The sequence below is a fragment of the Mesorhizobium sp. M1E.F.Ca.ET.041.01.1.1 genome, assembly GCF_003997355.1.
GTDB lineage: Bacteria > Pseudomonadota > Alphaproteobacteria > Rhizobiales > Rhizobiaceae > Mesorhizobium.
Genome location: NZ_RZSL01000158.1, coordinates 1 through 11,468, shown reverse-complemented (window position 1 = coordinate 11,468; position 11,468 = coordinate 1). Strand labels below are relative to the sequence as shown.

Annotated in this window: 11 protein-coding genes; 10 read left to right on the top strand and 1 reads right to left on the bottom strand. The window is 65.8% G+C overall.

Annotated elements, in window-relative coordinates; all coding sequences use genetic code 11:
• Positions 1–12: 12 nt before the first annotated feature.
• Positions 13–600: a nicotinate-nucleotide adenylyltransferase gene (locus tag EOA38_RS15370; protein ID WP_127299587.1), complete on the top strand. Its 588-nt coding sequence runs from the start codon at positions 13–15 to the stop codon at positions 598–600.
• Positions 601–853: 253 nt separating this feature from the next.
• The gene (locus EOA38_RS15360) at positions 854–2,140 is read left to right on the top strand and encodes an MFS transporter (protein WP_127299584.1); all 1,287 of its coding nucleotides are present in this window, start codon (positions 854–856) and stop codon (positions 2,138–2,140) included.
• Positions 2,141–2,145: 5 nt separating this feature from the next.
• Here the strand turns inward: EOA38_RS15360 and EOA38_RS15355 are convergent, their stop codons facing one another.
• The gene (locus tag EOA38_RS15355; protein WP_127299583.1) at positions 2,146–2,997 is read right to left on the bottom strand and encodes a mechanosensitive ion channel domain-containing protein; all 852 of its coding nucleotides are present in this window, start codon (positions 2,995–2,997) and stop codon (positions 2,146–2,148) included.
• A gap of 241 nt (positions 2,998–3,238) precedes the next feature.
• On the opposite strand from EOA38_RS15355, the gene rsfS reads away from it, so the two are divergent.
• The 8 genes from rsfS to EOA38_RS15310 form a co-directional block, all read left to right on the top strand.
• Complete coding sequence (rsfS, locus tag EOA38_RS15350) at positions 3,239–3,616, top strand: ribosome silencing factor (protein ID WP_126091382.1); 378 nt, start codon at positions 3,239–3,241, stop codon at positions 3,614–3,616.
• 61 nt (positions 3,617–3,677) lie between these two features.
• On the top strand, positions 3,678–4,160 hold the full coding sequence (rlmH, locus tag EOA38_RS15345; RefSeq protein ID WP_127299582.1) for a 23S rRNA (pseudouridine(1915)-N(3))-methyltransferase RlmH: 483 nt from the start codon (positions 3,678–3,680) through the stop codon (positions 4,158–4,160).
• 149 nt (positions 4,161–4,309) lie between these two features.
• On the top strand, positions 4,310–5,644 hold the full coding sequence (locus EOA38_RS15340) for a murein hydrolase activator EnvC (protein WP_127299581.1): 1,335 nt from the start codon (positions 4,310–4,312) through the stop codon (positions 5,642–5,644).
• Position 5,645: 1 nt separating this feature from the next.
• Entirely contained in the window at positions 5,646–6,977 is a 1,332-nt protein-coding gene (locus tag EOA38_RS15335) for a S41 family peptidase (protein WP_189434687.1), read from the top strand.
• Between the two features lie 189 nt (positions 6,978–7,166).
• A complete protein-coding gene (locus tag EOA38_RS15330) occupies positions 7,167–8,372 on the top strand; it encodes a divergent polysaccharide deacetylase family protein (RefSeq protein ID WP_127299580.1) in 1,206 nt (401 codons plus the stop codon).
• A 34-nt stretch (positions 8,373–8,406) separates the two neighbouring features.
• On the top strand, positions 8,407–8,925 hold the full coding sequence (locus EOA38_RS15325; RefSeq protein ID WP_127299579.1) for an RNA pyrophosphohydrolase: 519 nt from the start codon (positions 8,407–8,409) through the stop codon (positions 8,923–8,925).
• Positions 8,926–9,328: 403 nt separating this feature from the next.
• The gene (alr, locus tag EOA38_RS15315; protein WP_127299578.1) at positions 9,329–10,471 is read left to right on the top strand and encodes an alanine racemase; all 1,143 of its coding nucleotides are present in this window, start codon (positions 9,329–9,331) and stop codon (positions 10,469–10,471) included.
• Positions 10,472–10,564: 93 nt separating this feature from the next.
• On the top strand, positions 10,565–11,468 hold a 904-nt coding region (locus EOA38_RS15310), incomplete at its 3' end, for a D-amino acid dehydrogenase (RefSeq protein ID WP_145965970.1).

Sequence of the window (11,468 nt, the reverse complement as noted above, 5' to 3'; positions counted from 1 at the left end):
CCCTACTTGCGCATGCCCCACGCCGGGCGCGGCCTCGCCGTCGGCCTGTTCGGCGGCTCCTTCAATCCGCCGCATGCCGGCCATGCGCTGGTCGCCGAGATCGCGCTGAGACGGCTGGCGCTCGACCAGCTGTGGTGGATCGTGACGCCCGGCAATCCGCTGAAGAGCGCACGCGAACTCGCCCCGCTCTCCGAACGCGTCGTGCGGTCCGAGAAGATCGCCAGGAATCCGAAGATCAAGGTCACCGCCTTCGAGGCGGCGCATCATGTCCGCTATACCGCCGACACCCTGGCGCTGATCAAGGCGCGCAATCCGGGCGTCGACTTCGTCTGGATCATGGGCGCGGACAGTTTGCGCGACTTCCACCACTGGCAGCGCTGGCGCGAGATCGTGCTGACCTTCCCGATCGCGGTCATCGACCGCCCGGGGGCGACGCTCTCCTTCCTGTCTTCGGTCGTCGCCAAGACCTTCGACTATGCCCGCATCGACGAAGGCGACGCGCCGCTGCTTGCCCGCATGCGGGCGCCAGCCTGGACCTTCATCCATGGTCCGCGCTCGTCGCTGTCCTCCACCGCGATCCGCAACGCGGCGAAGGGGTAGGCGAGTTCCCCCTTCTCCCCTTGTGGGAGAAGGTGGATCGGCGCGCAGCGCCGAGACGGATGAGGGGTGCTCCAGCTTGGCCAACGCGCTCGTCTAAAGCCACAATCGCCAACGTCTCACTCCGCTGGAGCACCCCTCATCCGTCTTGCCGCTTCGCGGCAATCCACCTTCCCCCACAAGGGGGGAAGGGAAGTCCGGCCATGTCGCTTTTACGGCTGCTTTTCGCCCGCCGGCAGGCGATGTTGACAAAGCCATGCTGGAGATGAGCCGCACCACCGCTGATCCGGGCACGCAATCGGCGCCGCTGATTGCCATTGCCAGCGTCATTCTGTCGATGGCGCTGATCGCGATCGGCAACGGGCTGATGTTCGCCTTCATTCCCGTGCGGCTCGGCGCCGATGGCTTCGACCCGACCTGGGCCGGGCTGATCGTCACCGGCCTTTCGGCCGGCGGGCTCGCCGGCTGCATCCTGACCGGACCATTGGTGCGCAGGGTCGGCCATGCGCGCGCGTTCATGGTGCTTTCGGCGCTGATCGCCCTCTCCAACGTCGCGATCGGCGCCGGACCGATCCCGCTGCTGTGGATCGCGGCGCGGGCGCTCTACGGCTTTGCCATCTGCGGCCTCTTCATCGTCGCGCAGAGCTGGCTCAACGATGCCTTGCCGAATGCCATACGCGGCCGGGTCATGGCGGTATTCTACGTCGCCTATATTGGCGGGCTGGGCGTCGGTTATGCAACGCTGGCCGCGGTCGATATCCATACGGCGGCGGTGCCGCTGATCGGCATCGCCTTCACCGCGCTGTCCATCCTGCCGGTCGGCATGACGCGGCTTGCCCAGCCACCCGCGCCGCAGGCCGCTTCGGTGGCGCTCGGCCAGGCCTGGCGAATTTCGCCGGTCGGCGTCGTCGGCATGCTGGCCGTCGGCGGCCTGTCGATGATCATTTCCGGTTTCGCGCCGATCCACGCCACCGCCAAGGGTTACAGCCAGGCGGATGTGGCGCTGCTTTTGTCGGCGATGCCGGTCGGCACGCTGATCCTGCAGATACCGCTCGGCTGGCTCTCGGACCGCACCGACCGGCGCTACGTGCTTGCCGGCGCGGCGGCGCTTGCGGTGGTGGCGAGCCTGCTGGCCATTGTCTTCGACGGCGGAGCGCTGATGGCGCTGGTGGTGATCTACCTCGTCTGGGACGGAGCATCGGAATCGATCTATTCGCTCTCCAGCGCGCATGCCGCCGACCGCGCCAGGAAGGACGAACTGCTGGCGCTGTCGAGCTCGCTGCTGTTTGCCTGGTCGCTGTCCGGCTTCATCGTGCCCGGCCTCGTGACGGCGCTTTCGGCCATCTTCGGCACCGAGACCTTCATCTATGTCGGCATCTTCATCGCTTCGGCGTTCTGCCTGTTCGTGCTGTGGCGGGTGTTTGCGGCGGGGCCGACGCCCGCTGCCGTCACCGGCAGCTTCGCGCCGATGTCGGCGCAGACGCCCCTGCCGGTGGAACTCGCCTTCGCGCCGGACGATCCGACAAGTCCGACGAGGGACTGAATCGGTTATTGCTTGCGGACTTCCGGCGGCGGCGCCTCGGGTGGCGGCAAGGGGATCGAAATGCCCTCGCTGTCGAAGGCCTGCTTGGCGCGCTTGGTCATGTCGATCTGGGTGGCGAAGTAATCGGCGGCCGATGTCCAGTAGCGCAAGGTCAGCGAAACCGTGCTCTCGCCCAGGCCCGCCACGAAGGCGATCGGCGCCGGCTCGCGCCTGATGCGCTTCTCGGCGCCGGCGATGCCAAGCAGCGCCTTCTGTCCGCGGTCGATGTCGTTCCACGAACCGATGCTCAAGCTGATGTCGGTGCGGCGGACGCCGTTGCGGGTGAAGTTTCGCACCGGCTGGTTCCACAGCGTCGAGTTGGGCGCCAGGATGTAGACGCCTTCGACGGTGCGCAGCTTGGTCGCGAACAGACCGATCTCCTCGACCGTGCCGGCGACCGAGCCAACCTCGACGGATTCGCCGATGCGGAAGGGTCGCAGCGCAAGCAGCATGATGCCGGCGGCGATGTTCTGCAGCGTGCCCTGCAGCGCCAGTCCGATGGCCAGGCCGATGGCGCCGATGGCGGCGATGATGGACGCCGTCTGCACACCGAACTGGCCGAGCACCATGATGACGACAAGGATCAGGATGGCGTAGCGGACGATCTTCGAGAAGAAATGGCGAAGCGTCGCGTCGAAGCCGTGGATGTGGCTGAGGCCCGCGAAGATCGAGCGCTCGGCAAGGCCGGCGACGAAATAGCCGACCACCAGGAGGATGACCGCGCCGATTGCCGAGAAGGAATAGGAAACGATGAGTGTAGAGAGCTGCGCAAGCCCGGCCTGGACGATGAGAAGTGCGTCTTGCGGGTCTGTCGGCATGGTGAAGTCCCCATTGGTCTTTGAGCCGATAACCCGTGCCAGGCGCAAAGGGTTCCGATTTTTTCGAGACTGCGGAACCTGTCGAAGGGTGCTGCGTTGGCGCCGGCAGAGGCGTCCGTCTTGAAACTGCAACGGAACTCTGCCTATCTAAGTGGTGTCACCTGATTTGCCGGGTGATTTGGTTGTTCTTGTTGGGAAAGGAAACACACTGAGAACAGCGCTGCGGAAGAAGGCCGATATCGTGCCTTCGCCGGCCGGGATCAGCGGAAGCGATGCTGCGTCCCTCGCCATCAAGACAGTCCTTGCCAGTCTGGAAGACTCCAAGGCCGAAAACATCGTCTCAATCGACATCCAGGGTAAATCGAGCCTCGGCGACTATATGGTCATCGCCTCGGGCCGATCGCACCGTCATGTCTCGGCTGTCGCCGATCATCTCCTCAAGGCGCTCAAGGATGCCGGTCTCGGCATGGCGCGCGTCGAGGGGCTGGCCAGCGCCGACTGGGTCCTGATCGATTCGGGCGACATCATCGTCCACGTCTTCCGTCCCGAAGTCCGCGAATTCTACAATCTCGAAAAGATGTGGCAGGCGCCGGACCTCGAGGAAGAGACCTTGCACTGAGCCATGTCCCGTGCCGTGACCGTTCCGGTCCGGCGCCGATCGAGGGCTCGCCGAGGCGAGGATGAAGATTACCGTTCATGCCGTGGGCCGGATGAAGACCGGCCCCGAGAGAGAGCTGGCCGGCCGCTATTTCGAGCGCTTCGCCAAGAGCGGGCCTGCGGTCGGGCTGGAATTCGCGGGCATCGTCGAGACCTCCGAGAGCCGCGGCCAGAGCGCCGACGAGCGCCGCCGCGAGGAGGGCCAGAAGCTGCAGGCCCAGTTGCAGCCGGGCGCCGTGCTCATCCTGCTCGACGAACGCGGCAAGTCGTTGACCTCCGAGGATCTGGCTGCCCGCATCGGCCAGTTGCGCGACGGCGGCCGCAAGGCGCTGGTCATTGCGATCGGCGGCGCCGACGGCCACGACAAATCCTTGCGCGAGCAGGCCGATCTGGTGCTGTCTTTCGGGGCCTTGACCTGGCCGCACCAGCTGGTGCGCGTCATGCTCGGCGAGCAACTGTACCGGATCGCCACGATCCTTTCCGGACACCCCTATCACCGCTCTTGAGTCGTCGTCCGCGATATCACCCCCCGAAAGCTGGGGATCACCTCCGTCTGCCCAGATTTCCGCCTCAATGGCCCGGCATCACATTGTTGCGGGTGCTTCCAACATGGTTGATGGTTCGTTAACGAAGCGGGCGATAGAGTCGAGGCCTGATGTCTGAAGGCTGGAATTCGAGAACGCGCGCCTGGCGCAGCCGCTGCGGCCTGACCCTCGTCGCCGCCCTGCTTGCGCTTGGGCCGGCCCGGGCGGCGGAAAACACGCTGGCTCTCGCGCCGGATCCCGACCAGAACCGCGCCGAGTACGAGCAGGTTTCGAAGGAAATCACGCTCTCGTCCGAGCGGCTGGCCAAGCTCGCCGCCGATGTCGCGACGGTCAAGAAGGACCATGCCTCGATCAGCGCCGCGCTCATCCAGTCGGCGATGACCGAGCAGAAGCTCGGCCAGGACATCGAGGATATCGGCGCCAGGCTGGAAGGACTGAAGGCCGAGGAAGAGAAGCTGCACGCCTCGTTGGTCGCGCGCCGCGACGTGCTCGCCGAAGTTCTCGGCGCGCTGCAGCGCATGGGGCTCAGTCCGCCGCCGGCGATCCTGGTCAAGCCGGAGGACGCGCTCTCGTCGGTGCGCAGCGCCATCCTGCTCGGCGCCGTGGTGCCTGAACTGCGCCAGCAGACCGATAAGCTGCTGTCCGACCTCAAGGAACAGACGCGGGTGACGGCCTCGATCGAAGCCGAACGGGCGCGGCTCACCGCCGCCGTCACCGAGCAGACGGCGGAAAAGAAGCGGCTCACCATGCTGCTCGAAGCCAAGAAAAAGCTGCAGGCCGACACGGAGACGGCTTTGGCCGCCGAACAGCAGCATTCGCAGCAACTGGCGGCAAGGGCCGGCAGCCTCAAGGATCTCATCGCCTCGCTCGAAGCCGACAAGGCGCGCAAGGCGGCCGACCAGGCCAAGGCGGCGGAGCGGAAATCGACGGACAGCGATACGACGGCGTCCACGACCGAGCCTGCCCCGCCGCTGGTGCCGGAGGGCAACCGTTTGACCGCTTCGGCTCCGTTCGCGGCGCTCCAGGGCCAGATTGCGCTGCCGGTCATCGGCAAGATCAAACGGCGCTTCGGGACCGACGACGGCAATGGCGCGATGATGCAGGGCGACATGGTTGCGACACAATCGGGGGCCATCGTCACCGCGCCGGCGGATGGAAACGTGCTTTATGCGGGGCCGTTTCGCTCGTATGGTCAACTCTTGATCCTCAATGCGGGCGATGGGTATCATGTCGTCCTGGCAGGGATGAGCAGAATCAGCGTCGCGACTGGCCAGTCGGTGCTCGCAGGAGAACCGGTCGGCGCGATGGGAGAGGCCCGGGTGGCAAGCACTTCGGCCTCGCAGAATGGAAATGCCACGCTGGAGCTCTATGTCGAGTTCCGCAAGGATGGAAAACCCGTCGATCCGGCCCCTTGGTGGGCGGACCGATTTTCTGGAAGGACGTGAAATGATGCGGAAATTGTCGCTTCTGTTTGCCGGCGCGCTGATGGGCGCATCGGCAATGAGCCTGGTCTACGGCGCACCCGGCTCGGCGGCGAACGCTGCGGGCTCCGAGACATACAAGCAACTGGCGATCTTCGGCGATATCTTCGAGCGCGTGCGCGCGCAGTATGTGACGCCGCCGGATGACAAATCGCTGGTCGAGAACGCCATCAACGGCATGCTCGCCTCGCTCGATCCGCACTCCTCCTACATGAACGCGGAGCAGGCGCAGGACATGCGCGTGCAGACCAAGGGCGAGTTCGGCGGCCTCGGCATCGAGGTCACCATGGAAAATGACCTCGTCAAGGTGATCACGCCGATCGACGACACGCCGGCCGCCAAGGCGGGCGTGCTTGCCGGCGACTACATCGCCAAGATCGACGGCGAGGAGGTGCGCGGCCTCACCCTCAACGACGCCGTCGAGAAGATGCGCGGTCCGGTCAACACGCCGATCAAGCTCACCATCCTGCGCCAGGGCGCCGACAAGCCGATCGAGCTGACGGTCGTGCGCGACATCATCAAGGTCAAGGCGGTGAAGTACCGGGTCGAGAACGACGTCGGCTACATGAAGATCACCTCCTTCACCGAAAAGACCTATGACGATCTCGAGAACGCCATCGAGAACATCAAGAAGCAGGTGCCGAACGACAAGCTGAAGGGCTATGTGCTCGATCTGCGCCTCAATCCGGGCGGCCTGCTCGACCAGGCGGTAAGCGTGTCGGACGCCTTCCTGAAGCGCGGCGAGATCGTTTCGACCCGCGGCCGCGATCCGAAGGACGTCACCCGCTTCGACGCCAAGCCGAAGCAGAACGACGACATCGGCGGCAAGCCGCTGATCGTGCTGGTCAATGGCGGCTCGGCGAGCGCGTCCGAGATCGTCGCCGGCGCGCTGCAGGATCTGCGCCGCGCCACCGTCGTCGGCACGCAGTCCTTCGGCAAGGGCTCGGTGCAGACCATCATCCCGCTCGGCGAGAATGGCGCGCTCAGGCTGACCACGGCGCTCTATTACACGCCGTCGGGCAAGTCGATCCAGGGCAAGGGCATCACGCCCGACATCAAGGTCGACCAGCCGCTGCCGCCGGACCTGCAGGGCAGGGACCTGACCCGCGGCGAATCCGACCTCAAGGGCCACATCAAGGGCGCCGACGAGAGTTCCACCGGCTCGGGCTCTGCCGCCTATGTGCCGCCGGAGCCGAAGGACGACCTGCAGCTGATCTATGCCGAGCAGCTTCTGCGCGGCCAAAAGACCGATCCGTCGTTCCCGCCGAACCCGGACAAGGCCGTGCTGAATCAGTAATTGGCGGCGCGGCCGGAGGAAGACTCTGGCCGACCGACCGAAGCGATGCGATGCTGCCGGGACCGCGAGGTTCCGGCAGTTTGATTCGGGGACAAGTTGATTCGGGAACAGGCGCTGGGGCGCCGAGGGTTTTTTCGCACGTGACGGCTGAGGATTCGATCGGCTGGATTGCGGGCTTGGGGATGCGGCTTGGCTGACACCAGCAAGGACATCGAACGCCCGCTCGGGCAGACGCTCCGGCCTCAGCGCCCTGCCCCGCGCGGCGTCAGCGCCGGCGCGCTTGGCGCGGCGGTCGCCATCCTCGCCGTGATCGGCGTTTCAGGTGCGATCGCGTTGCGTGAAAAACCGTTCCGCAAGCCGGAAGAGATAGCCGTTTCGACGCCGAAGGTGGCCGCGGCGCCAACCCCCACACCAACCCCCGCGCCGACACCGGCGCCGGCGCCGGCCGAGGTGGCGACGGCGAACCCCACGGCGAGCACACCGATGAACAGCGGCGGCCCGCAGATCATCCATGTCCAGACCGAGGAGGGTGATGGTCCCCCCAAGGCGGGGATCATCATCCGCGATCCTTCGACGCTCGGCCAGAATCTCAAAGTCGCGCATCTTCCCGACAGGGCGCTGATCGAGCCCAGCGACAGCGGTCCGCTGCCGATCCGTTCAGCCGACGGCAGGCGGCCGTTCGACGTCTATGCGCGGCCATGGTCCGGCGCGCGCGGCGCTCGCGTGGCGATCGTCATCGGCGGGCTCGCGGTGTCGCAGACCGGCACGCAGGCGGCGATCGCCAAGCTGCCGGCCGAGGTGACGCTGGCCTTCGCGCCGCAGGGCAACAGCATCGGCCGCTGGATGCAGGCGGCGCGGCAGAGCGGGCATGAGATCGTCATGCAGATACCGCTCGAGCCGTTCGACTATCCGAGCGTCAATCCGGGGCGCAACACGCTGACGGTCTCGGCGAGCCTGGACGAGAACCTGAAGAGCCTGCGCTGGGCGCTGTCGCGGACGACCAACTACACCGGCGTCATGAACTATATGGGCGCGCGCTTTTCGGCCGATGCAAACGCGATGGGACCGTTCATGGCCGAACTCGGCAAACGAGGGCTTGCCTATGTCGACGACGGCTCGTCCGCGCGGAGCCTGGCGCCCGACCTTGCGCTCAAGGACGGCGTGCCTTTAGTGGCCGGCGACATGGCGATCGACGCGGTGCAGGATCGCGGCGAGATCCTCAAGAAGCTGGACAGTCTGGAAGCGACTGCCCGCGCCAAGGGCACGGCCGTGGGCATCGGCTCGGCTTTCGATATCACCGTCGACACGGTGACGTCATGGGTGGCGGAAGCGAAGAAGCGCGGCATCGAGATCGTGCCGATCTCGGCTGTCGCCATCGATCCGCAAAAAGGCTAGTCATCGGGCTCTCGCCGATGCTGGAATCCAGGAAATGTCCAAGAAAATGATCGATCCCGAGACGCTGCCTTATCGTCCCTGTGTCGGACTGATGATCCTCAACCGCGCCGGGCTGGTCTGGGTCGGACACCGCATCGCCGAGCCGGACAGCGAGTTTTCCGGCACGACGAAACTCTGGCAGATGCCGCAAGGCGGTATCGACAAGGGCGAGGAGCCGCTTACCGCGGCCGAGCGGGAGCTTCATGAGGAGACCGGCATGCGCAGCGTATCGCTGCTTGCCGAGGCGCCGCACTGGATCAACTACGACCTGCCGCCGCATCTGGTCGGCGTCGCCTTCAAGGGGCGCTATCGCGGCCAGACGCAGAAATGGTTCGCCTACCGCTTCGAGGGCGACGAGAGCGAGATTGAGATCAACCCGCCCCCGGGCGGCCACAAGGCCGAATTCGATCAATGGTCATGGCGGCCGATGCAGGAATTGCCCGACCTGATCGTGCCGTTCAAGCGGAAGGTCTACGAGCAGGTGGTGGCCGCATTTCAGCACCTGGCCTCATAGTGGCGAGTTTGCGGGTGCCGGAGGCGTCCCGATCAGGACAGCTGAAAAAGGGTTCGCACTGTTCGGGATCAGGCTCTATTGATGTTGATGCCGATGCGCCGCAAATAAGAGGCAGACATGAACAACGCATGGCAAGCGCACCTTAGCCGAGCGTCAGCGCCGCCCCTCACCTGCCTGCCGGCATCCTCTCCCCGTATAGTGACGGGGAGAGGGGCGCTCTCATCGCCGGTTTCGCCAATCACCCGCGTTGCAAAAAAGAGGCGCGGAAGTTGGGGTCAGCCCCTTCTCCCCGTCACTATACGGGGAGAAGTGTCCGGCAGGGCGATGAGGGGCAGCGCCGGCGTCGACAGCCACGCGCCTCCGCAACAAGTGCAACCCGTCTTTGTTTGACGCAATTGCCTCGATGAGCGACGCCAAAGTGCCTTTGCCGCAAACGCCCACCACCGGTAGCTCGACGGTCAGCGAAGCGGCGGCCGGCGCGGTCCTGACCATCGATCTCGGCGCCATCCGCGAGAATTACCGGCGGCTCAAGGCGCGGCTGGCGGGCGTGCGCTGCGCCGGCGTGCTCAAAGCCGACGGCTATGGTCTCGGCGCCGCGCCAGTGGCATCGGCGCTGATCAAGGAAGGCTGCGACATCTTCTTCGTCGCGCTGCTTGGCGAGGGCATCACACTGCGTGAGGCGCTCGGGCCGGGACATGACATCTTTGTCCTCAACGGTCTGCCGCCGGGCTCGGAATCGGAAGCACTCGCGGCCGGACTTCATCCCGTCATCAACAGCGCAGCCCAACTGAAGGCGTGGCGCGATGTGGCGCGGGCCACTGAGCGAAGGCTGCCCGCCGCGATCCAGGTCGACAGCGGCATGTCGCGGCTCGGCATGCCGCCGGCTGAAGTCGAGGCACTGGCGAAGGACGCCTTCGACGGCATCGACATCCGGCTCATCATGAGTCACCTCGCCTGCGCCGACGAGCCGCGCAATCCGGCGAACGAACAACAATGGCTGGCATTCGAACGACTGCGGAAGGTGCTGCCCGAGGCCCCTGCCTCGCTCGCCAATTCGTCCGGCATCTTTCTCGGATCCTCCTACCACTTCGATCTCGCCCGTCCGGGCGCCGCGCTCTACGGCGTCAACCCGACGCCGGGCAAGCCCAACCCGATGCTGCCGGTGGTGCGGCTGCAAGCGAAGGTGGCGCAGACGCGCGGCGTCGAGGAAGGCGCCGGCGTCGGCTACGGCCACACCTACCATGCGAGCGGGCCGCTCAGGCTGGCGACGATCTCGCTCGGCTATGCCGATGGCTGGCACCGGCGCGCCGCTTCGGCCGCCTGGTTCGAGGGCGTGCGGCTGCCCTTCGTCGGCCGGGTATCGATGGATTCGATCATCCTCGACATCTCCGCGCTTCCGGCCGGCAGCCTCGGCGAGGGCGACCTCGTCGAGCTCATCGGTCCGTCGCAAAGCGTCGATGATGTGGCCGGCCAAGCCGGCACCATCGGCTACGAGGTGCTGACCAGCCTGGGTGCGCGCTTTCACCGCCGCTATATCGGCGAATAACCGCCAACCCCTTGGCGGGCGCTGTAAAATCCGGCAGACAGGTTGAACGGCCGGACGCTGCTGCGTCACGATCGACTTTGAGGGGAGCATGAAATGAAAGTCCTGGTGCTGGGCGGCGGCGTGATCGGGATCACCACCGCTTATTTCCTTGCCGAGGCCGGCCACGAAGTCACGGTGATCGACCGGCAGCAGGGTCCGGCGCTGGAGACCAGCTTCGCCAATGCCGGCGAAGTGTCGCCCGGCTACGCCTCGCCATGGGCCGGGCCCGGCATCCCGGTGAAAGCGGTCAAATGGTTGCTGATGAAATATGGCCCGCTTGTCGTGCGGCCGGCCTTCGATCCGCATATGTGGACGTGGCTCATCAAGATGCTGCGCAACTGCACGGCCGAGCGCTATGCGCTCAACAAATCGCGCATGGTGCCGGTCGCCGAATACAGCCGCGACACGCTGAAGGCGCTGCGGGCCGCGACGGGCATCACCTATGACGAGCGATCCAAGGGCACGCTGCAGCTCTTCCGCAAGCAGAAGCAGCTCGACGGTACGGGCGGCGATGTCGAGGTGCTGAAGAAATACGGCGTTCCCTACGAGGTCCTCGACCGGGACGGCTGCATCGCGGCCGAGCCGGGGCTGGCCGGCGTGCGCGAAAAGTTCGTCGGCGGTCTCAGGCTGCCGGGCGACGAGACCGGCGACTGCAAGATGTTCACCGAGAAGCTGGCCGAGCTCTGCGTGGCGCGCGGCGTCAGCTTCGAATACGGCACGACCATCCGGCGCGTCGTCAGGAACCGCAACCGAGTCGTCCAGGTCGGCACCGACAAGGGCTGGCGGACGGCGGATGCCTATGTGATGGCGCTGGGCAGCTACTCGGCCCCTTTCATGCGCAAGATGAAGCGGCCGATCCCGGTCTATCCGGTCAAGGGTTATTCGATCACCGTGCCGATCACGGATGCCGAGGCGGCGCCGGTGTCGACCGTCATGGACGAGACCTACGAGGTGGCGA

Bases quoted from the DNA above. Each gene is read 5' to 3' on its own strand.
- rlmH (WP_127299582.1), top strand. From the start codon at position 3,678: ATGAAGATTACCGTTCATGCCGTGGGCCGGATGAAGACCGGCCCCGAG.
- alr (WP_127299578.1), top strand. From the start codon at position 9,329: ATGAGCGACGCCAAAGTGCCTTTGCCGCAAACGCCCACCACCGGTAGC.
- EOA38_RS15325 (WP_127299579.1), top strand. From the start codon at position 8,407: ATGTCCAAGAAAATGATCGATCCCGAGACGCTGCCTTATCGTCCCTGT.
- EOA38_RS15370 (WP_127299587.1), top strand. From the start codon at position 13: ATGCCCCACGCCGGGCGCGGCCTCGCCGTCGGCCTGTTCGGCGGCTCC.
- EOA38_RS15360 (WP_127299584.1), top strand. From the start codon at position 854: ATGCTGGAGATGAGCCGCACCACCGCTGATCCGGGCACGCAATCGGCG.
- EOA38_RS15355 (WP_127299583.1), bottom strand. From the start codon at position 2,997: ATGCCGACAGACCCGCAAGACGCACTTCTCATCGTCCAGGCCGGGCTT.
- EOA38_RS15335 (WP_189434687.1), top strand. From the start codon at position 5,646: ATGATGCGGAAATTGTCGCTTCTGTTTGCCGGCGCGCTGATGGGCGCA.
- EOA38_RS15340 (WP_127299581.1), top strand. From the start codon at position 4,310: ATGTCTGAAGGCTGGAATTCGAGAACGCGCGCCTGGCGCAGCCGCTGC.